Source organism: Segatella baroniae B14 (assembly GCF_022024235.1).
Taxonomy (GTDB): domain Bacteria; phylum Bacteroidota; class Bacteroidia; order Bacteroidales; family Bacteroidaceae; genus Prevotella; species Prevotella bryantii.
In genome coordinates, this window is the sequence record NZ_CP091800.1 from 313,519 (window position 1) to 337,026 (window position 23,508).

Sequence of the window (23,508 nt, forward strand, 5' to 3'; positions counted from 1 at the left end):
TTTTGCATAGTTACAACAAAAATCTAAGGATTAGCAATTGATATCGTTCGTTAGATAGCAAAAATGTTACATGCAACATTTTTTGCAATTATAGTCAAAAATGTTATAATGTCATGGAGGTAACCTCTTGTAGTTGTGCTCGATAACGGGTATTAATTGTTATTTTTCTTAAGATCAGCTGGGTAGATGTCGAATTCCTTTTTAAAGCAAGAGGCGAAGTAACTAGGGGTTCCAAAGCCCACTTCGTAACATATTTCTGATACACTTTTATCACTATTAAGCAATAGGGCGTAGGCTTGTTGGAGACGCATCTTTCGGAGCAGTTCTACTGGAGTAAGACCTGTGAGTGCTTTTACTTTCCTGTATAGTTGTACACGGCTTAGTCCGAGTTCATCTCCTAAGTCTTCCATTTTAAGATGTGAGTCTGCCATTTTTTCAAGAATTGCTGTTTTCAGATTATCGATGAAACGACGGTCGGCAGTGCTCATTTGTACGGCTGGAATCTCTTGTTTATGTTCATTGGCTTCCTTCTTCTGCGCATCATCTTTATGATGAGGAGTAGTACTGAGGTTTACATTTGCGGATTTCGCAAACTGTTGGCGCAATTTCTCGCGATTATAAAGTAAACTTTCTATATGACTGATGAGTAGTTGTGCATTAAACGGTTTGGTGATATATGCTTCGGCACCGTTCTTGAAACCTTCGATAAGTTGATGATCTGTACTTTGGGCTGATAGGAGTAAAACAGGGATATGGCTTGTGATAGGATCCTCTTTGATTCGTTTGCAAAACTCCAGACCATTCATGACAGGCATGATGATATCACTGACAATCAAGTCTGGCACTCCCTCGCGTGCCAATTTCAGTCCACTTTGTCCATCTGCAGCTTCAATAACATAATAGTTATCAGCAAATAGGGTGTGTAGAAATTTTCGCATATCACTATTTTCGTCAACCACCAGGATGGTAGGCAATTCATCTGTATCTAATTTCAGCAACATCTTCTGATGGCCCTTCTGAATATCGTTGGTGACAGACTTATCTTCATGCTGTTCATCCGCAAGCAACTGACTATTCGGGATAGCATCATCACTTACAGACAGAAGAGTATCCTCAGCCATCGCTTTTTTCACCTGTTCCTTAAAATTTAAGACATGATAAACGACTTGCTCCAAAAGATTGACATTTCGATTCAAAATTTCGAGAAGTTCTTTATCACGATCTTTTTTCTGTGAACAATTAGCAAGCAATTCCTTAGCCGGACCGGCTATTAATGTTAGTGGCGTTTTGAGCTGATGACTGGCATTCGTATAGAATAAAGTTTGTTCCTCATTTAGTTTTTTCATTTTGTTGTTAGCTTTTTTCATCTGATGGTTTGCGCGCCGTGTAGATTGGATAGCACGGCCAATCAAAAGAATTGCTACGAGCGAAATGAGAAAAGCGAAAGCAAGAAAGTAGAGCACCATTTGTTGGGTGTGATACTGTCCTAAATAATTTTCAAGTTTATTTTGGATAGTTATCAGATAGTCATTCTGTTGCATCATGACTTGTGTACTAATCATGATATCATCTACATTAGTAGGAGTAACCACAAAACTCTGGATTGTATTATTTTGTTTATATTTTTTGCCTTCCAGAATATTCAGTGCTAAAAGAATAATCTCCTCGCCATGAGTAGGGTAGATATAAGTACCAGCTAATTTCCCACTTTTTACACCTTCCAGGCCCTGTCCCTCTCCAGGTAATCCGTCGATGCCGAGAAAACTGATACTTTTTTCCAGTCCACACTCTTTTGCGGCCTGATAAGCTCCTAAGGCATCGATATCGCTATGACAAAATACAATATCCGGTCGCTTACCAGCTTTCAGATAAGCCATCATCTTTTTGTAATTATCTTCTGGTGTCCAATTGGTTATCAAGAACTGATAATCTATCAGCGTATTTGGAGTGATGGTTTGCGCAAAACCTTTATGTCGTTCTCGTGCTGGTGACATTTCCATCGGACCAGTTAATTCGAGCACGCTTGTTTTTCTGCCTTTATTTTGTGATTGTAGACGATCGGCCAGTTGCAGCGCATATCGGCCGATACAAGCGCCAGCTTCCACATTATCACCACCAATATAAGCCGTATAGTTTTTGGGAGATATTTTTCGATCGAACAAGACGACAGGAATATTTTTTTGTCGTGCTCGTTCTATGCTTTTGGTAATGTGTGAATATTCATAAGGAGCGATAACCAACAAATCGACATTTGCATCGATGAGGCTGTCAATTTGTTGAACTTGTTTTTGAGCATTATCATAACAGTTGGCAATCGAGATTTTTACTTCCTTATCATAGAGATGTTGTGCTGATAACATTTCATGATTTACCTTTTCACGCCATTTGCCACTTGAACACTGACTTACACCTATCGTATAATAAGAGGTAGACTTGTTGCAACATGTCAGCAAAAGTGGTATCAGCAAAAGGAGTATGTATTTTTTCATCTTTATAATTCAGTTTGATGTATTTATTTTGTTTCAAAATTATAAAAAAGATGTGAAACTCACAAATAACCACTCTTATTTGTATTAGAATTATTATGGTTGGAGAAAGTGGGGGGGACATTGAATATGAGTAGAACGCAGCTTTTCCATTTTATATCAATCGACATTTTCGCTATAGTTTAGTATCTCTATTTACTGTATTTTTTGTAATATCACAACTTTTAGGTATTGTGTATATTGTATCGTCTACGTACCTTTGCAAACTAAATATGAGAAAAAAGATTCTACAGATTCACTTGTGGCTAGGATTCCTGTCAGGAATCGTGATTGTCATCATGGCTGTCACAGGAGCATTATATGCATTCGCTGAGGAGATTAAGACTGTGGGTATTGAGGCCGTTAATCCTCAAGGTGAGATACTTTATACCCCAGGGCAACTCAAAGAAATTCTTGTACCGGAACTGCGTAAGTTAGAGGGGGGCGATGTCGTGGCTTATGGTGTAACTTATCAGCCTGCACCAAAACCGAGTATGTTAACCTATTCTTCTCAGAATACGAGTTATGGTAATGTATATATCAATCCGTATACGGCTGAAATTTTGGGTAAACCAACGGGTGAAGATTTCTTCAACTGGGTCATGGCTGGTCATCGTTCATTATGGCTTCCACCAACCATTGGTCGGCTGATTATAGGATGGAGTATGGTTATTTTTGTTATCGAATTGCTTACGGGGTTGATACTTTGGTTTCCGCGCCGGTGGAATAGAAAAGCCATTCGTCAGCGATTAACCGTGAAAACCAATGGTGGGCACCGCCGATTTTTTTATGATTTACATAATTCTTTGGGCGGACTGATTTTGTTGCCTATATTGGCCATAACCTTTACCGGACTAACCTGGAGTTTTCCTTTGCTAGCCAAAGGCTACTATACCTTACTTTCTAGTAAAACTTATCATGAATGGAGCATGCCTGTATCCGACACGACACATGTCGATACAGCGAAAATCAATGATGAGGCTATGTGGGATAAAGTGTTAATGCGAAAGCCAGATATGAAAACGAGTTCTGTACGTTTCGATTTCCCGATGGGAAACACGGGCGTCTATACAGTGGTTTTTAATCCGAAACCTGGTAAGAATTACTCTAATGACTATCATTTTTACGACCGTTATTCTCTTCGGGAATTAGCTGGCGGAGGAGTCTATGGCTTGTCCCAGTCCCAGGTGAATGGAGGTGACATCCTGTTTCGTATGTCTTATGATATCCATTCTGGAGCTATTGCAGGCATACCTGGCAAGCTGATCGCTTTCTTGTTGAGTATCATTGCAGCTTCTTTACCGATAACCGGATGTGTGATTTGGCTTATGAAACGTAAAAAGTAACCCTGAGGCGACGTAGCAGGGTTACTTATAACGATATTCTATCGGTGTACATCCTAAATGTTCTTTAACGTATTTTCCGAAGAAACTGGTATTCGGAAAACCTACTTTATCGGCTATTTCCTTAATCGTCATATTTGTGTTCTGTAGATAATGGATAATATCAGCCACAGTATACTCGGTAATCCATTCATTAGCCGTCTTTTGGGAATTCTTCTTGCAAATTACGGTAAGATATTTAGGTGACATTTTACAAAAAGTGTTGTGAGAATCGCATGAAACAAAAAGGGAAGGCATTAATGCTTTCCCTTTTTGTTCGTCAGATATTCTGCAAAGATTCTGGCAGCACTCTCAACTTTAGCAACACACGGTCGCTTCTTGTAGTATTCAGCAGTACGTTCAGAGGCAACATAACTGTTGGCTGCTTTATCATGCCCGTTGAGTCCTAATATCTCCGCACAGATAATAGAACCATTCTGCAGTTTGGATTCTTCCAGTAACTGTTGAACGATCATATAGCAATGTGATTTGCCTTCACGGTCGGCACCATCAGTCTGTCCCTCTTCCAAGCCAACGAGCATCACGATTCCCGACACAGCCCCACACATCATACGCATTCTGCCTACGCCACCACCAAAGCCTGCAGCAATCTTTAAAGCTAATTGATGATCTAAACCATACAAATCGGCAAAAGCAGCTACCACACTCTGGCAGCAACCGTAACCTTGCATGAAATAATCGACAGCATGTTCTACACGTGTTTCAAATTCTGGGCTTATGGTATTATTCCTCATGATGATGACAATGATGATGACAACTACTGTCGCCATACACGATAGTACCGTTTAGATACTGTGTAAGTACTTCTTCGATAGCGATGGCAGGAGCTCCGCCATGAATCTTAATGCCCAACTGTTGGAGCATATTTACTGCACCCTGGCCAAGACCGCCACAAAGAACATCGGTAGCCCCTTGAGCAGCAATAAACTTAGGCATGGCACCATGTTCGTGCTCCGGAGCCTGCATCACGACAGAATCTTTTACCTTTCCGTTTTCAATGGTTACAAATGTTACTTGTGGTGCTTTACCGAAATGTTGCCACAATTTTCCTTCACATGTTGGAATAGCTATTTTCTGATTCATTACTTATATTTTTTGTTTTTATCTACACGTTATAATAACGTATGTTCTTTTTCATTGCAAAGATACTAAACCTTTTTGAAAATATGTCCTTCCGTATCATTAAAAAAAATGGGCATGTCACATCTTATGGCTTTAGCCATCGTCAGTGTCATGCCCTTTCATTAATTCTTTAAATCCAAAATTTTTAATTCTCTTATCTTCTTTTTTCCTTCTTTTTTCCTTCTTTTTTCCTTCTTTTTTCCTTCTTTCACTAGAGCTAACCTATTGTATATTTGGAGCTTTTAAGCTTGAGTACTGATTAAGGCTACTAGACCTACACCAAGGACAATCATCGCCATATATAAAATATTCATTACCATATAATACTCCTTTCCTGTTGGTAATTTATTACACATTATCTCGTTTACGATGCAAAGATAGGAATAATATTTAGTATCGCAAACGATTAAGATAACTTATTAACTGGTTTTAATAAATTATCGCATACGAGTATTGTAAATTATCAGTTGTTAACATATATCGTATAAAATTATTAATGGAAATCAAAGATGAGAAAATAGTACGAAACGAAAAAGGAAGAAATGAATTACTTTTGTAAAGTAATAACATTATAACTTGTTTTATATCAAGAACTTGACGATTGATATGTATACCAAGTGTTTGGAGATATGGGGTGAATCCCTGTTGAATACACTTTATAATATGGCATAAAGGTAAATATACATGAGGGCACTTCAAAAGTAACAGAAACGATCTCTTTGTATTAGTTAGATTAACCATGGTATCGAAGGGTTTAAAGGTGGAATTTTTAACAAAAAAAGGTGATATTCTGATATTTATGACTTTTTTTGCAGAATTTTGCTCCTTTCTTTATTTCTTATTTACTTTATTTGTAGTCGTGAAAACTAATAACGAGAAAAGTATAACCTAAGCATTATAAAACATATCTAAAAAATTTAACCTAAATGAAATCTAAACAAAGTAAGAACATTTCTCATGCCGTATGGCAGCGAAGGGTATTGTTCTTGGGCGCATTGTCGCTGTCCATGATGGTACAAGCCCAAAAAATTGATCTTGATCAGAGTGGTAGAAATACTACAGAGGTGACGATGGACAATTTCTCCAGTTGGCAGGTGAACGAGTTAACGGCTAATCAGAGTGAAACCAAAACTTTTGGTAATGTCAAGGTGACCATTCAGAATTCCACCTCAGCCTATAGTCTGCGTTCTGGTTGGTACAAGGCTGCCATCGCCAATGATAAACTCATCAATGATGGTATTCACCATGATGGCTCTCCGAAGAGTGCCACGAGCATAACCGTAACCATAAGTGGATTAAGCAACGGTACCCACACACTTCAGGCTTATCATAATAATCCCGAGGGATTATCAGGTATGGGCAGTATCAATGTAGCCGTCAACGGCACGAAACAGACAACAGTAACACCTACCTCAAGAGCTGCTAACACGGCAGCGTCAGCTAAGAGTTATGTTACCTTCAGTGGCACATCGGCTACCATTACCTATAGTAGTTCTACCGATTTCTTTATCAATTCACTAGAATTAGATGTGACTAATGCTGATGTTTTAGCCACCAGTCCTTCGCCAGCCGATAACGATCTGCATGCTAATGCCGACGGTGGAAGTATCTGGCTAAACTGGAAGGTGGCAGCCAGCGGTTCTGAGGGACAAAAACTATATTGGGGTACGGATAAAAATACCATTGCCAATGGTGGAGGTACCTGTATTAATCTAAATAGTACATCACATTCGCGCCAGCTTACGGGGCTTTCTCCGTTAAAGACCTATTATTGGCGTATCGACAATACCAAAAATGGTATAGTCTATAGAGGCGAGGTATGGACATTCCAGCCAAGACGTCTTGCTTTCCCTGGTGCTGAAGGTTATGGCAAATGGGCTATCGGTGGTCGTGGAGGACAGGTATATCATGTTACCAGTCTGGCCGATGACGGTAGTTATGGTACCTTCCGTTATGGTGTTACCCAACTGAGTGGTCCTCGCACTATTGTCTTTGATGTGGGCGGTGTCATTACCTTGAAAGAGCGGCTTACCATAAACGATCCATATATCACGATTGCCGGACAGACAGCTCCCGGTAGAGGCATTATGTTTAAATCGAGTCCGTTGGGTGTTGCCAGCGATGGTATTACCCGTTTCATTCGTCTGCGTCTCGGTGGTGGCGACAGCTGGAGTGGAAGTGGTGCCAATGCCAATACGTCAGATGGTATGGGTATGGCTGGTAACAATCATGCTATTATGGACCACTGTAGTATAGGATGGGCCATTGATGAGGGATTTTCTAGTAGAAACAGTCGTAATCTTACCTTGCAACATACTCTGATTTCGGAAGAGTTGAATTATGCTGGTCATAGTCACTATGTAGAGCAATCTGGCCGTTATGTAGAGCATGGTTATGCTGCTACTATCGGTGGCGGCTATACGGATGGCGTAGGTAGTTATCACCACAATCTGCTGGCACATAATAACGGTAGAAACTGGAGTATGAGCGGTGGACTAAGTGATGGCGCCTATGCAGGTGCCCTTGATATTTTTAATAATGTATGCTACAACTGGGGTGACCGTACTACTGATGGTGGAACCCATGAGGGCAACTTTGTGAACAACTATTACAAGATGGGGCCGGCCAGTACAGAGAAGTATCTTCTGACAGCCGATTTGGAAGGCACGGGAACAGGTACACAGAGTTATTATGTGGCTGGTAATATCCGGGAAAATACTGATGGAAGCAAAACAACCAATCAGAGTGAACTGCGAAGACAACGTGCAACCAACGGTCAGGTTGTGAATTGGACCGTATTTCAGAGTGCGCCTTTTTTTGATAGCTATGCTACTATTGAGAATGCTGAGGCTGCCTATAAGAATGTGCTATCCGATGTAGGTTGTAACCTGCCTGAACTGGATAATCACGACCAGCGTATGGTAAAGGAAACTCTTAGCGGAAGTTATTCCAAGACGGGGCATTATACCGGAAAGAAAGGTCTTATCGACCGTGAAAGTGATGCCGAAGGTTTTGGTGGACTAAATATTACTACAGCATCGCGCCCTTCTAACTGGGATACGGATAAGGATGGAATGCCAGATTGGTGGGAGAAGGCTTATGGTACTAATGCCAATTCAGCTGATCATAATAGCGATCTGAATGGCGATAACTATACGAATCTGGAAGAATACCTTAATTGGATGGCCGATCCTCATTTCACGATGAGTGGCAAGATAACCATCGACTTGGCTACCTATTTTGCTGGTTATACTAATGCCCGCTATCAGGTGGTAGCATGTGCAGAAGGTGCGGTAGCTGGTATCAATGGTAGTACGCTGACGGTTTACAATGGTACTGCTTCGGCTCTTTTTACCGTTCAGGTGAAAGCTACGCAAGATGGTGTGTCGCTTACCCGAACCTTTAACTTTTATGTAGATGGGGCTTCTGCCGGACAACAGACTTCGGGCTCTACAGCAACAGCTACCCTGCCTAATGTCTCGGCTCAGAATGGTGTTATTCTCTGGCCTTTTGAACAGGGTGTCGCTCATCAGTTGGCTGTGGTCGGTGATGATCTGAAGAATTATGTCACCACAGATGTTACCATCGGTTCGGGGCTGACTTATGGTGGTGTCAAGGAGCTCAATGACCTTACTGAGACCCGAATAGGAGTAACCGTGGATAATAATCCAGCACCAGATGCTGACAATAAATTATCTTTTAATATCGTACCTTTATCCGGTTACAGTCTGAATATCACCCGTATCGACTTTACAGCCACCCGTATCGGCACCGATGGTGGAAATATAGATGTGAGCTGGTGTGGCAATAAAATAGCTTCCGGTCTTCGTCCGGCCCGTAATGCCCAGAATCCAGAATACACCACATATTGTTATAACGTAACGACTACCAATCCGGAGAAAGGTCATAAACTAACGTTTAACGTCTACAACTTAGGTATTACCAAGCAGATGGCCTTTGCCAATATCAAACTCTATGGTACCATCAGCCAGACGGCCAATGCCAAGAGTAATACCATCGACAATGCCGTAACAGGAATAGTCGATGTACAGTCTGACGCCTCTGTAGAAGAGAAATGGTATACCCTGAGTGGTGTGCGCATCAAAGCCCCAACCCAGAGTGGTATTTACATACTTAATGGGAAGAAAGTAAGCGTCAAGAAATAAAGAAAAACGAATAACCTAAATGATATCAAAAATGAAAAACCAACTGAGGGCTATGGCCCTAACCGGCTTACTGGCAGCCACAACAACCCCGTTAGCCATACAAGCGCAGAATACGCCAGTCTCGCAAATGGAGAAAATCACCAGAGGAATCATTGCTGTACCAGCCATGAATGCTACAGGTGAATTTGTGTCATGGAGACTGTTGGGTACCGACAATGCCAAAACAACCACCTTTGATGTGCTTCGTGATGGACAGACCATAGCGTCTAATTTGAAGAATGTAACCAGTTATCTCGATACAAATGGAAATACCTCAAGCAAGTATCAGATAGTAACCCGAGTTAACGGTGTCAAAACAGAGACATCGGCAGTTGTCACCCCTTGGAGTGATAAATATCTGAAGGTAAAACTCAGTAGTCCCGGAAGCCAATACACACCTAACGACTGTAGCGTGGGTGATGTAGATGGTGATGGTGAATATGAAATTATCGTGAAGTGGAATCCAGAGAATGCCAAGGACAACAGCCAAAGTGGCAAGACAGATGCCGTTTTTCTTGACTGTTATAAGTTCTCAGGCCAACGTCTGTGGCGTATAGACTTAGGCTATAATATTCGTGCAGGTGCCCATTATACCCAACATCTGGTGTACGACTTTGATGGTGACGGCAAAGCAGAAGTAATCTGTAAGACCGCTCCGTTGACCAAGGACGGTAAGGGGCAGTATGTAACAGCAGCAGCTACCGACAGCAATATCAAAAATGCCTCACAGACCAATTATCGTAACAGCAGTGGCTATATCCTGTCAGGTCCAGAGTTTCTGACCGTATTCAATGGACAGACCGGATCAGCTATACATACCGTATGGTATAATCCGAACCGTGCTGGAGGAGCATCGGGTGCAGCCAGTATGCCTTCGAAGAGCTTCTGGGGTGATACCTATGGTAACCGATGCGACCGTTATCTATCGGCAGTAGCTTATCTCAATGGAGCCGGTAATAGACCAAGTGCCATCCTCTGTCGAGGTTACTATACCCGAGCTTATGTATGGGCTGTAGACTTTGACGGAAAGAAGTTGAGTACCCGGTGGCTTCATGCCTCTACTTCCAGCACATCGGCCAGTGTGACCGATGCCAATGGCAATACCACAACCAAGAGCTATGGCTCAAGTACAGCAAACCGCGGAAGTCATACCCTTTATGGTAATGGTAACCATAATCTCTCGATAGCTGATGTCGACGGAGATGGCTGTGATGAGATTATCTATGGATCGGGTGCTCTGGATAACAATGGTTATCTGCTCTATGCCACAGGTTACGGTCATGGTGATGCTATTCATGTGGGCGATTTTAATCCAGATAGAGCAGGTCTGGAAGTATTCCAGGTACATGAAGAGAGTCCATACGGTTGGGATTTGCATGATGCCAAAACCGGACAAATTCTTTATTCGGCTACAACCAGCGGTGATAATGGTAGAGGTATGGCAGGTTGCTTCGTGGCGAATAAGCGTGGAGGACAATTCTCATCGTATGGTGACAGAAGTTTGCGAAGTGCCGTCGACAATAGTATAATTACCACTAATGGTACGTCTTGTAATTTTCGCATCTATTGGGATGGAAGTCTGCAAGATAACTGGTTTGATACGAATGTGAGCAAATGGAATGGCAGCTCAGCCACCACAATATTCTCACCAGGGAATTACAGTAATTCCAAGACTTGTAACACGACCAAGGCTACTCCATGTTTGCAAGCCGATATATTTGGTGACTGGCGCGAGGAAATCGTGGAGTACAGTGGTGATGACAATACGACTCTCACTATTTTTACCTCAACAGAGGCTACCAATTATCGTGTGCCATGTCTGATGCACGACCATACTTACCGTATGGCTGTTGCTTGGCAACAGTCGGCTTATAATCAGCCACCTCATTTGGGTTACTATTTGCCTGATGCTGCTGCAGGCTTTATAGCCAACAGTTCTATTACGGTTCAGGATGACGCTTCTTCTTCATCGGCAACAATGCCAGCGGTGGTTCCTCAGAATGGTGTTATTCTTTGGCCTTTTGAACAGGGTGTCGCTCATCAGTTGGCTGTGGTCGGTGATGATCTGAAGAATTATGTCACCACAGATGTTACCATCGGTTCGGGGCTGACTTATGGTGGTGTCAAGGAGCTCAATGACCTTACCGAGACCCGAATAGGAGTAACCGTGGATAATAATCCAGCACCAGACGACAACAACAAATTATCTTTTAATATCGTACCTTTATCTGGTTATAGTCTGAACATCACCCGTATCGACTTTACAGCCACCCGTATCGGCACCGATGGTGGAAATATAGATGTGAGCTGGTGTGGCAATAAAATAGCTTCCGGTCTTCGTCCGGCCCGTAATGCCCAGAATCCAGAATACACCACATATTGTTATAACGTAACGACTACCAATCCGGAGAAAGGTCATAAACTGACGTTTAACGTCTACAACTTAGGTATTACCAAGCAGATGGCCTTTGCCAATATCAAACTCTATGGTACCATCAGCCAGACGGCCAATGCCAAGAGTAATACTATCGACAATGCCGTAACAGGAATAGTCGATGTACAGTCTGACGCCTCTGTAGAAGAGAAATGGTATACCCTGAGTGGTGTGCGCATCAAAGCCCCAACCCAGAGTGGTATTTACATACTTAATGGGAAGAAAGTAAGCATCAAGAAATAAAGACTTGCATATATAAAAGGCGTCAGTTCAAGCAGAACTGACGCCTTTAATGAATTCCTGAGAGATATCCCCTCAGGGACTATTTCTATTTCCATTATGCCATACCGTATGGAGTTGATTTCAAAAGGGCTTCACCCCAAATCACCAAACATTTGGCATACAAGTTAACGATTCTCTTCATTGTTTTTCTCATTGCTCTCAACATGTTCATAATTTGTTATCCTAAATTTAATCAATAATATCCTGAATACTTATTTTTTCTTCGGCAAAGGTAAGCACAAAACAGTAAGAGACCATGTAACATGAGATATTTAATGAGAAAACAATCTTTTTCTTGATTAGTATCAAGTACTTGATTTAGAACAAGTTACAAAGTCTTTGGATAATCGATATTGTTATTACATGTCTGGAAAACATTAGGATTGACCGAGTATTCGCTGATAACTTTATAGGCGTGTGCAGGAATAATCTACAATAGTAGAAATTAAATAAGCTTTATAGCCAAAGCCGATGAAAAAGTAAGTCCATATCTTATCTACAATAGTAGAAATTAAATAAGCTTTATAGCCTGAAAAATTCATTATCATACTCTTTCTCATCTACAATAGTAGAAATTAAATAAGCTTTATAGCCAAGTCAATGAAAAAGTAAGTCCATATCTTATCTACAATAGTAGAAATTAAATAGGCTTTATAGCCTAACTTGGAAAATTGCATACCTCATTATGATCTACAATAGTAGAAATTAAATAAGCTTTATAGCCCACACACACTTCACAGTAATTATCTTTAATCTACAATAGTAGAAATTAAATAAGCTTTATAGCCCTTCCAGGTAAATGTACGGGTACATGCAAATCTACAATAGTAGAAATTAAATAAGCTTTATAGCCCTAAAGAACCCTTCTTCAAGTTTCTGCAATCTACAATAGTAGAAATTAAATAAGCTTTATAGCCAATATTTTGAAAGAGATCAAAGTTAACATCTACAATAGTAGAAATTAAATAAGCTTTATAGCCTCTCGTTACAATAGTCGTTTACTTTCTGATCTACAATAGTAGAAATTAAATAAGCTTTATAGCCTTTCTGGTCGCTCCAATCGGCTACTGCATATCTACAATAGTAGAAATTAAATAAGCTTTATAGCCAGCCAAAAAAGGACGATTGGATATATCTATCTACAATAGTAGAAATTAAATAAGCTTTATAGCCAAATAATATGAGCCAAAAATTTTATATCATCTACAATAGTAGAAATTAAATAAGCTTTATAGCCAAGCAATGTAGCAGGCGGTCGCCAATAGATCTACAATAGTAGAAATTAAATAAGCTTTATAGCCTTCAAAATCTGATTGTCGGCATTTACTTGATCTACAATAGTAGAAATTAAATAAGCTTTATAGCCTTCAAAATCTGATTGTCGGCATTTACTTGATCTACAATAGTAGAAATTAAATAAGCTTTATAGCCTGGATTTTGTATTGTCCAACCGTCCGCATCTACAATAGTAGAAATTAAATAAGCTTTATAGCCATGCTTCTGGTCAACTTTCTATGGCATAATCTACAGTAGTAGAAATTAAATAAGCTTTATAGCCGTACCACGCCTTAAAGTCCCCAAGCCAATCTACAATAGTAGAAATTAAATAAGCTTTATAGCCTGGCGCATCCTACCCCTTGTCCTAACTTGATCTACAATAGTAGAAATTAAATAGGCTTTATAGCCATAAAAGTTAAATCACCCTGTTATTTTCTAATCTACAATAGTAGAAATTAAATAGGCTTTATAGCCATATGGTGAGCGTTCTGTTTGCCAATCAATCTACAATAGTAGAAATTAAATAGGCTTTATAGCCCTTCATCCACCAATACCATATGTTTCGATCTACAATAGTAGAAATTAAATAGGCTTTATAGCCCTCTACTTGCCATAAGTATGTCAATCGGATCTACAATAGTAGAAATTAAATAAGCTTTTTTATAGCCCCCCTAAAACTAACGATGAAAACTAGACTATCTACAATAGTAGAAATTAAATAAGCTTTATAGCCCGCTACTATTCATAGGCATAGCTCGCAATCTACAATAGTAGAAATTAAATAAGCTTTATAGCCTCTTATTTTTTACAAAAATATAAAAAAGTACTGATATATAAGCATTTTTTGGATAATTATTTTTGAGTTTTTATCTCCCCGTCAGCTTCTTGATTGTTATATAAAAGTTTATAATGTGTTTGATATCAGAACTTTATGAAAATGTAGGCTAAAACATAATATCGTATATTTGTATTAAAGAAAAACAATGGCTTTATCCCGATGAATGGCATTACCGTATTTTATTAAATCTTTTTGATCAACATCGAATATGATAACACTGTCGTCACCAGAAAAATGTTTTGACCAAGCTTCGATTTTGGTCATTAGATTGTCTGTAATCCTGTTTGTATTGATTACTTCATAAACTGAATATTGTAACCTGATTGCACCATACTGTTTTAGCATTTTTGCAAATTTCCCTCTCCAAAAGTCATTGGAGATATCATAACTAATTATTTTCATTGATATACAAAATTAGGAAATTGTTGAGCTGATTTTCTACCCATGAAACATCGGTAGTATTGTTGAACATACTTAAAAATCTCAGTTTTGTAATCTATTAATACTTTAAAGAATACATTATAATACACTGAAGATTTTTCATACTTTAAATGGATTTCACCTTTAAGTTTTATAAAGTCTTTATCTTTGAATTGACCTCTATGAAAAGCCAATAAGATAGTATGATCAATAATACATCTGAATGGTTCCATGATATCGCAAATTAGTGATTTGCGTTGATACCATAACCGATGATATACACCTTTGTATAAATCGAATCCAAACATACGCATGAACGATTCCATATAGTTGAAAAGTATTGTGTATCCGATATCCAATGTAACGTTTAGTGTATCACTTTTCATTCTTGGATGACGTCCTTTCCAGTTAAAGTCTTGAAAATAAGCAGAAAAGAAGCATTTGGCTACAGTTCCTTCCAACCCCATCAAAAGATTGTAATCTTCTATGTCTTCAATTGTTGTCAATGCAGCCTTACATTGTTGGATGGCATCTATTGTTTTATTATCTTTTTTTCTGGTTTTCTAAGATTATTTTTCCTTTCTATTAATTGTTTCTTATCAGTTTTGTATACATCGATTTTGCCAGACACACCCAGCGTATCACTATAAACATGTATAGAAAAAATATCAGTTTTTTTTGTGCTACTCGTTTTATGGTCTACACCCTCATGAACTAAAGTACCTTTTATTTGTGGTGTAGCTTTATACATTCCTTCGTCCGTATCCATATATACGTTATGCAAATATATGGAGTACGGACAAAAGATGTAATCATTTAGAGTGGCTATAGCAATATAGTCATCCATGTTTTATCAATCATTAAGATAAGGTTTTTCTTGAGCAAATATAAGCCAATCTTTATTGGTAATAGGACTAAATTTGAAGCGATTAGAACTGGTTGAGTCTTTAATCTGTTGAATCAACATTAAACCTTTACGGGCTATGTTATATGCTCCATTAGCATCAGCATTAGCTGGAAGTGAGTTGTCACATATTCTACTATCATAGAAATTACCTTTAGAATCGTGAACAGGAGATATTAAATAATCTGTGGTTGTACCAGTAATGCTATTTCGCATCTGAAGTGTTAACTTCAACAAATGTAGTAAATCTTCAAAGAAGGACTTCTCCGTTTCCATGGCAATTGCTTCCTTAATATTATCATAGATATTTATTCCATGTTTGGCAAAGAACGCTTTGTAGGCTTTCGTTAAATCAATCTCTTCGTTGTCCCATTGGGAATTCTTAGCTTGATTTCTGAAAGTTCTTATGCGTGAACCATAAGTACAAATGGTCCAGTTGGTTCTAGTTCCTTCTGCTTTTGTCGTAAAGTTGTTATAGTCAAAAGCAAATTCAAACCAATCTTTATCGGCATTATATCTGATACTGTCAAATTTTCCAAAGAAAGCTTTTGCCTTATCAATACTTTCATATCGTGTGTCGAATAAATTTACAAATCCAGTTACAGGATCTATTTTTGAAGTATTCCAGGCAGGGATATAGAATAAGAATCCACTTTGCTTTCCTAATTTTTGGAAACTTTCAAACTTACTTGTAAGTTGATAAGCGTGCAAAAGTCCTCCTGCAGAATTTTGATCTGCCTTCTTGTTGACTAGATAATTTAGTTTATTAATCAACATTTCTTCAAATTTCTGGTAAACTTGTTTTTCTACTTTTTGTCTACCACGCATGAATCCCATGTTCAAATCTTCCAAAACAACCACGGCATGATATTTTTGCATCAAGTCAGTTATCTTATGGATTACTTGAGAAATATAGCCTTCTTTCAGTTCTTTGATATTCTCAATTGTTTGCCAGCTTTCTCGTGCCTTTTCTCGATTTTGTTCTCTTGTGTCAAGAAGATCATGATAATTTGTACGATAAATATTGCCACCATACTCATTTACAATTTCGTTCAAGGTAAATTGTTCTACGATTTTGCCGTGGCTGTCGATGACGACAAGATATAAAAGATGACGTTCACCACGATCTATACCTATAATATGGGTATCGTCTTCTGTGCGCAAATAGTCTATAACTTGCTGATTGATGTTAGTATTTCCCGTACTCTTGAAATTCATAGTTATAGGTACATGGAATTGGAACTTATCCACAGTATATCTCTTGTCTTTTACCAAGTCGTAATCGAATATGCTTTCCTTTTTCTCATTGCATTTATTTTTATTCTTGATAGCTTGGTGAGCAGGATGAGTTGGGCGTTTATAGTTGAGGCTTTTCTTACGGAAGAAGATTTCTGCTTGTCCATTCAACTTATAAATGATATTATTAAGATTCTCTTTACTAAATAAAGAGTTCCAATATAGTGTGTGCATGTTCGGTGTACCTTTGCTGAATTCAGAGAAATCCTTATTATAAATTTGGAAGAGATATAGATCACCTTTCTCTACCATTTTATTAATATACTCTACAGATACATCACAGAAGCTTATAGAATATCCTTGTTGCTCTACTTCGCGGTAAAAATCACTGAGATCCTCATAAGAAGAGGTGTCAGAAAAGTGGAAATTGAATTTACTCCAGTCTTCATGTTTGGATATTGATGATTTGAAGAAATCAATTAGATTATGGCAATCAGCTAAGTTGAAATTGGCACCTTTTTTATGTGTTCCTTTTTTGTAGTTCTCAATAATATTTTCACTAGGCTTAAATTCATCAATCCTAGACTTGGAGAAGAAAACTTTTGGTAACATCTTGTTTGCACCTGGTAGTAATTTATATACCATTTTTTCGTAGCAGTCTCCAGAATTATCTAGTTTATCTTTGTCAAATATCTTATTGGCACTTTTCTTCATGATAGCCAAATAATATAGACCGTTTTTTCTTAGAATAATGGCTGTGTTATCATGCTCTTTATTCAGGTCCCATCCTCCTAAAAGAGTACTATTTTCAAAATTGAGTTTAATTTTTTCTTGTGAATATGGTTTACGAGTCATATAATTGCGAACCATATTGTAAAGAGGAGTTATTTGGTTAAGCGTTTCCCATAAAGGTGTAAAATCACCATAAAAGCGCTCATCTTTATCACTTTCATCACCCTTACCGAGTAATGGTTTGATAAAACGTTGCAATCGTTTTAAAGAGTCAAGGAGATTTTTAATTAATGCTACGGTCTCCTTGTCCTGTGCTAAATTCGCGTTTTCAGGATATGGTGTAGTAAGTATTGCTTGTACTGATGTATATGCATTTCTTACTTGTGCAAATAGATTAATGGTCTGTTCGTGCTCATTGTTAACTGCTCCTAGTTTTGCGAAGTAATCTTGTATGTTTTCAGTTTTTCCATAGGCACGTAAACAGTCATTTAAGTACTGGATGGAGAAACTCTCTTGTGAAGTGTAGAGTTTCTTTAAGCGGTCATTATAATCTTCTGCTGATTCTTTTTTCTTGCGTGAAACCTGCTTCTTCAAGTCAAGAATGACAGCATCTTGAATGACGTTCCAACTAGCATACATTTTTTGTGAAATGTCTGTCAACTGTAAATCGTTGCGAATGAATATTCCTTTCAGGTTATAAGTATCTATATTTTCCAGTAATAGTTTTAAATTACCCTCTCCTAAAACATTGCCATCATTCAATAAGTTCTTATAGCATGTATCAATAGAATCGAGCGCTTCTTGGTCATCCTTAAAGTTGTCAGGCAACCATGATATTGCAATGCGATCGCTTAGAATCTGTTTGAATAACAGCTTTAGTTTTGGAAGTTTACAATCCTTGTGTTTCTGATTATACAGATTAATGTACTCATTTAAACCCTGAATTTTCTTATCATTGGTACTTTTACCACCAATTATGGCATTATAAACTTCTATCTGTTTTTGTGTCATCACCATGCTGAAATAGTCAAGATGGAATATTTCATCGATGCTTTCTACATTTAAGTATTCTTCAAAATCTTGATAAATCTGATTTAATTTTTCTCGGAGTTCAGGAATAAGAATTATTTTCGAAAACGCATTAATATTATCAACAAACTTAGGAAGATTCTCATGAATTATGCGATGTGATATAGCTGTAGACTTATCTTCAGCAGAGTACATGTTTTCACGATTCTCATAAAAACCTTTAAAGTAAGTGGTGAAGTCCTTAAATTCTTTTATTAATGTCCGTTCTTCGTCAGATTTGACAAAATCAGGCAAATTTTTACGAATAAGATCTTTGCTGAAAATAGTTTTATAAGATTCATCCCCTTTCAGGTGATCAGCGATTTGTTTTCTTAGGTTATCTTGTATTTTAGCAAATTTATCTTTTTCTGTTTTTTCAATGCGTTTCATGGAATAGTACATCAAATATTCTTCGAGTGAGTCTAATTTGTCTTCACTTTGGTATTTCAGTTCGAAGTTTGATAAAGATTTTTCGATAAATGCTTTGTGGTATTCATCAATGATCTTTTTTACTTTCTTGTAGCTGTCAGCTCTATGCTGATCTTGTTCAAGAAGACCTGCTTTCTTGATGTTTTCAAGGGTTTTACCTATAGGTTTGAGTTCGAAACGTAATGTTTTGGAAAGGGAATATAATCCCGTAAAATCAGTGAATTTCATATATATAATTTTTAAATTATTAATTTGCAACAAAAGTAGTTTGTTGCTACGAAATATATGTTCACTGTTTTTTTAGAATAGTGTTAAATATCTCAGAAATTAATATTTTTTAAGCATATGGGCTTTAATTTTTAGTTCGCTTATAATGAATTCTGAAGTTATAAACAATAATAGTAAAATATGTCTAGGTATTGAATATATAATAGTAATTCGAATGAAGCTTTAGAAGTATTAAATTTATTTATTGTGGGTCGAAGGTATTCTACAGATTTGTCATAATTTTAATGATGGCTCAAATCGATATAGTCAAATACTCCTTTTGCAGTGATTCGTCTTTGTTGATTATCCTTGTAGCATATAATCCGATATTTCTACGCAAAGCAGAAATATCGGATTATTAATTTTGATGTATCTATTTTTAGATCTTTATTTGGTCTTCAGCGATAGTGTTGCGATAGGCAGTTTACTCTTGATGCTTACATTGACAGTGCCTTTCTTTTGCGAACTGCGAACCACGAGCATTGCACGTCCTTTCCAGGTCTTGCTGTGTACTGATGGATAAGGCTCTTCATCTTTCAGGTTAGCAGAAGCAAATGCCAGAAGTTTTCCGGTTCCCTTCACGGTAGCTTCGCATGGTATCTCTGCTTCAGGTACAAGGTTGCCGTCTTGGTCAACTACTTCGACAATGATGTAGGTGAGTGATTGACCATCAGCTCTCATAACGGTTCGATCAGGAGTAAGTTTCAAACGAGCTGGTTCGCCTGCTGTCTTCAGCGTAACGCTTTCTTCGCCAGCTTCTGCACGAAGTGTTCCTTTTTGGTAAGGTACAGTGAATACTGCTTTATACTCAGTATTGCGATTTACCTCCTTGGTACCAATGAGTTGATCGTTTAGATAGAGTTTCACTTTTGGTTGATGGGTGTAAACTTCCACCTCTACAGGTTTTCCTTCCCAACCTTTCCAAGTCCAAGATTCATAGGTAGGCCATACGCTCCACATGGTTTGTTTAATTTCGCCATGATATCCCTCTGGTTCTTTCACTGCCATATAAAGAGGAGTGTTTTCGTTCCATAGCATTTCACGATAGTGGCTGATTGGTTTGCGACAACCTGTGATATCGACATCACCGCATGGTGCGCCATGCCATTCTGGTTGTCCACCTTTGATCCATGATTCACCTTCGCGTTCACCTTTATAATAGGTACGGCCGATACCACTTTCACCTAAATAATCCAAACCTGTCCAGACGATATCGCCTACTACATAAGGGAAATCGTGTACTGTAGCCCAGTTCCTGAAGGCATCACGGGGATAGCTCTCGGTCTGCCATATTACGCGTTTAGGATCGCGCTTGTGGTCATCGGCGTGCTTGAAGAGCATATAGTTATAGCCCACAACATCGAGCACCTCTGCATGAGGATCGTATATTTCCCAGTCGCTATCCCAAGCACAGAGGGCCTCTGTGACAGGGCGTGTGGTATCTTTCTCGTGAATAGCAGCTTTCATCTGTCGAGCTGTATATACCACCCGGATATCCTTACGCTCAATCACTTCATTACCAATGCTCCAGGAGATAATGCTTGGATGATTGCGGTCGCGCAACACCATTGACTGTATGTCGCTCCGGAAACAGGAGTCGATTACGGTAGAGTAGTCGTATGGATTCTTCTGTGTGCGCCAACCGTCGAAAGCTTCGTCGATAACGAACATTCCGATAGAGTCGCATGCATCGAGAAATGCACGTGTAGTAGGATTATGGCTCGTGCGGATGAGGTTGAAACCTGCATTCTTCATCTGACGTACCTTTCGTATTTCAGCATCGTCGAAAGCGCTTGCTCCCAGTACTCCATCGTCGTGGTGAACACAGGCTCCATTGATGAGTACCTTCTTTCCATTGAGTATAAACCCTTTTTCTGCATCGAATGAGAAAGAGCGTATACCATATTTCACGGTCTGCGTATCAAGAATTTTGCCTTTCTCCTTGAGTTGCACACTAAGGTTGTTGAGTGTAGGATGTTCCGTCGACCATAAACTTGGGTTATTCACGGTGAATTGGGTACGTACTGTTTGGGTCTCTCCTGCAGCAAGGTTAACCGTTAGTTCCTTTCCGCCGATTGTTATTATGGCATTACGGTTGGATGGTGACTCATTCGCAACGCTTACTTCTACTTGTACCAGTGCCTGATTATCTGAAACTTCAGGCGTAGTCACAAAGACACCATTCTCAGCGATATGCAAGGCAGCCATGCTTTCTAACCAGACATGGCGATAGATACCCGAACCGGAATACCATCGACAGTTAGGTTGCTGGCTGTTGTCTACTTTGACAACTACCTCGTTCATGCCTTTGTTTTTCAACATCTTAGTGATATCTACAGTAAACGGTGTATATCCATAGTGGTGTTGGCCCACTTTCTGTCCGTTGACGAAGATTTCTGATTTTTGATATACACCTTCAAAATGTAGTTTTACCACTTCGCCTTTAGGTGACGCAAATAACTTACGATACTCACCTTTACCGGCTTCGAACCATCCACCACCGGTACCTGTGGCTCCCTTGCCAGAGTGGGGACCTTCAAGAATATCCCAGTCATGAGGTAAGTCTACCAATTGTGTGGTTCCATTGTGAGTAAATTTCCAACCGAAATCGAATAGTTGTTTTTGTGACTGTGCTGAGAGAGTCGTAGTAGATGCCAGCGCAGTTAATGTTAGAAAATAGGTTTTAAGTTGTTTCATGAGTTTTAAATTATATCAGGTGCAAAGGTAATAAAAAAAACGAAAAGGCTTATTAAAACGTTAATTTTAAAAAAATGTTTATAAGCAATCGGATATTGATACCTTTTCTTTATATTTGTTTTAAAAAAAACTGATGCAGTTTCATTATTTTTAGGTATTGTTTTTTTCGCTGGGAATATCTATATTTGCACCGAAAATTGTATTAAACAAAAAATATTATCAGATATGAAAATCGAAAAAATTCATGCAAGAGAAATTCTTGATTCAAGAGGTAATCCTACAGTAGAAGTAGAGGTAACTCTTGAAAATGGTGTTATGGGTCGTGCTGCCGTTCCTTCTGGTGCATCTACCGGTGAAAATGAAGCTCTCGAACTTCGTGATGGTGATAAGAACCGCTATTTAGGTAAGGGTGTACTCAAGGCCGTCGATAATGTGAATCAAGTGATTGCTCCTGCATTGCATGGCGAGTGCGTCTTTGAACAGCGTGCTATTGATTATAAGATGTTGGCTCTCGATGGTACTCCTACTAAATCTAAGTTGGGTGCCAATGCTATTCTTGGTGTATCACTGGCTTGTGCACAGGCTGCAGCTAAAGCACTTAATATGCCACTTTATCGTTATATCGGTGGTAGCAATGCTTACACTCTTCCAGTTCCGATGATGAATATCGTGAATGGTGGTGCTCACTCTGCTGCTCCTATTGCTTTCCAGGAATTTATGATTCGTCCAGTTGGTGCCAGCAGTGAGCGTGAGGCTATTCGTATGGGTGCAGAGGTGTTCCATCATTTGGCTAAGCTTTTGAAAGCACGTGGCCTCTCTACGGCAGTAGGTGACGAGGGTGGCTATGCTCCTAATTTCGATGGTATCGAGGATGCACTCGATACGATTGTTGAGGCTATTAAGAAAGCAGGTTATGAGCCTGGCAAGGATGTGAAGATTGCTATGGACTGTGCCGCTTCTGAGTTTGCTACTTGCGAAGATGGCCAGTGGTATTATGATTATCGCCAGCTTAAGAATGGTGCAAAGAAAGATCCTAATGGCAAGAAACTTTCTGCCGATGAGCAGATAGCTTATCTTGAAGAGCTGATTACCAAATATCCTATTGACTCTATCGAGGATGGTCTTGATGAGAACGACTGGGATAACTGGGTTAAACTGACAGAGAAGATAGGTGATCGTTGTCAGCTTGTAGGTGATGACTTATTTGTAACTAACACGAAATTCCTGGAGAAAGGAATTAAGATGGGAGCTGCAAACTCGATATTAATTAAGGTGAACCAGATTGGTTCGCTTACAGAGACCTTGGAAGCTATAGAAATGGCACATCGTCATGGCTATACCACAGTGACTTCTCACCGTTCTGGTGAAACAGAGGACACTACGATAGCCGACATAGCTGTAGCTACAAACTCTGGGCAAATCAAGACTGGTTCCCTTTCTCGTACAGACCGTATGGCTAAATATAATCAGCTTATCCGTATCGAGGAAGAGCTTGGTGAGATTGCTGCCTATGGTTATCGCCGATTGAAATAAAATTTCGTTTTGAATAAATTATGTTATCAAATTTGCAAAAGCAGACAAACTGTGAAGTTTGTCTGCTTTTTAGTTTACCTACATAACTACGAGGTCATGTAGGTAAATGTCGTTTATTTTATGGATATCATAATT

At 38.9% G+C, this 23,508-nt stretch carries 13 protein-coding genes and 1 CRISPR repeat array; of the genes, 4 read left to right on the forward strand and 9 right to left on the reverse strand.

Annotation, left to right across the window (positions count from 1 at the left end; genetic code table 11):
• Window positions 1-152 precede the first annotated feature (152 nt).
• Window positions 153-2,489, reverse strand: coding sequence for a substrate-binding domain-containing protein (locus tag L6469_RS11545; protein WP_006281706.1), 2,337 nt, complete (start codon window positions 2,487-2,489; stop codon window positions 153-155).
• Between the two features lie 269 nt (window positions 2,490-2,758).
• Between L6469_RS11545 and L6469_RS11550 the strand changes: the two genes are divergently transcribed.
• A complete protein-coding gene (locus L6469_RS11550; protein WP_006281705.1) occupies window positions 2,759-3,871 on the forward strand; it encodes a PepSY-associated TM helix domain-containing protein in 1,113 nt (370 codons plus the stop codon).
• Window positions 3,872-3,892: 21 nt separating this feature from the next.
• Here L6469_RS11550 and L6469_RS11555 read toward each other — a convergent pair whose 3' ends face one another.
• From L6469_RS11555 to L6469_RS11565, 3 genes are read right to left on the reverse strand one after another with little or no spacing between them, the layout of a single operon-like run.
• Window positions 3,893-4,117, reverse strand: a complete 225-nt coding sequence (locus L6469_RS11555; RefSeq protein WP_006281704.1) for a helix-turn-helix domain-containing protein — start codon at window positions 4,115-4,117, stop codon at window positions 3,893-3,895.
• Window positions 4,118-4,164: 47 nt separating this feature from the next.
• Window positions 4,165-4,698, reverse strand: a complete 534-nt coding sequence (locus L6469_RS11560; protein WP_006281703.1) for a C-GCAxxG-C-C family protein — start codon at window positions 4,696-4,698, stop codon at window positions 4,165-4,167.
• A complete protein-coding gene (locus L6469_RS11565; RefSeq protein ID WP_006281702.1) occupies window positions 4,652-5,011 on the reverse strand; it encodes a NifB/NifX family molybdenum-iron cluster-binding protein in 360 nt (119 codons plus the stop codon). Before L6469_RS11565 ends, L6469_RS11560 begins: the two co-directional genes overlap by 47 nt.
• Window positions 5,012-5,976: 965 nt before the next feature.
• Between L6469_RS11565 and L6469_RS11570 the strand changes: the two genes are divergently transcribed.
• Both L6469_RS11570 and L6469_RS11575 read left to right on the forward strand, forming a co-directional pair.
• Complete coding sequence (locus tag L6469_RS11570; RefSeq protein WP_177181317.1) at window positions 5,977-9,216, forward strand: hypothetical protein; 3,240 nt, start codon at window positions 5,977-5,979, stop codon at window positions 9,214-9,216.
• 31 nt (window positions 9,217-9,247) lie between these two features.
• Window positions 9,248-11,932: a rhamnogalacturonan lyase gene (locus L6469_RS11575; RefSeq protein WP_143067231.1), complete on the forward strand. Its 2,685-nt coding sequence runs from the start codon at window positions 9,248-9,250 to the stop codon at window positions 11,930-11,932.
• Window positions 11,933-12,399: 467 nt separating this feature from the next.
• Window positions 12,400-14,045: direct repeats of the CRISPR family, unit length 36 nt; unit sequence ATCTACAATAGTAGAAATTAAATAAGCTTTATAGCC.
• Between the two features lie 174 nt (window positions 14,046-14,219).
• On the opposite strand, the gene cas2 is transcribed toward L6469_RS11575, so the two are convergent.
• From cas2 to L6469_RS11600, 5 genes are all read right to left on the reverse strand, one after another.
• Window positions 14,220-14,489, reverse strand: coding sequence for a CRISPR-associated endonuclease Cas2 (gene cas2 / locus L6469_RS11580; RefSeq protein ID WP_039871280.1), 270 nt, complete (start codon window positions 14,487-14,489; stop codon window positions 14,220-14,222).
• Window positions 14,486-15,013, reverse strand: a complete 528-nt coding sequence (cas1, locus tag L6469_RS11585; RefSeq protein WP_006283772.1) for a CRISPR-associated endonuclease Cas1 — start codon at window positions 15,011-15,013, stop codon at window positions 14,486-14,488. The genes cas2 and cas1 overlap by 4 nt, the downstream gene beginning before the upstream one ends.
• 26 nt (window positions 15,014-15,039) lie before the next feature.
• A complete protein-coding gene (cas4, locus tag L6469_RS11590) occupies window positions 15,040-15,354 on the reverse strand; it encodes a type V CRISPR-associated protein Cas4 (protein WP_039871323.1) in 315 nt (104 codons plus the stop codon).
• A 6-nt stretch (window positions 15,355-15,360) separates the two neighbouring features.
• On the reverse strand, window positions 15,361-19,104 hold the full coding sequence (gene cas12a / locus L6469_RS11595; RefSeq protein ID WP_039871282.1) for a type V CRISPR-associated protein Cas12a/Cpf1: 3,744 nt from the start codon (window positions 19,102-19,104) through the stop codon (window positions 15,361-15,363).
• A gap of 426 nt (window positions 19,105-19,530) precedes the next feature.
• Window positions 19,531-21,840 (reverse strand): glycoside hydrolase family 2 TIM barrel-domain containing protein, encoded by a 2,310-nt coding sequence (locus tag L6469_RS11600; RefSeq protein WP_006283775.1) that lies wholly within the window; start codon window positions 21,838-21,840, stop codon window positions 19,531-19,533.
• Window positions 21,841-22,065: 225 nt separating this feature from the next.
• Here L6469_RS11600 and eno point away from each other — a divergent pair, with 225 nt between their 5' ends.
• Window positions 22,066-23,373 carry a phosphopyruvate hydratase gene (gene eno / locus L6469_RS11605; protein ID WP_006283776.1) on the forward strand — a complete coding sequence of 436 codons (1,308 nt, stop codon included), beginning with the start codon at window positions 22,066-22,068 and terminating at the stop codon, window positions 23,371-23,373.
• Window positions 23,374-23,508: the final 135 nt, after the last annotated feature.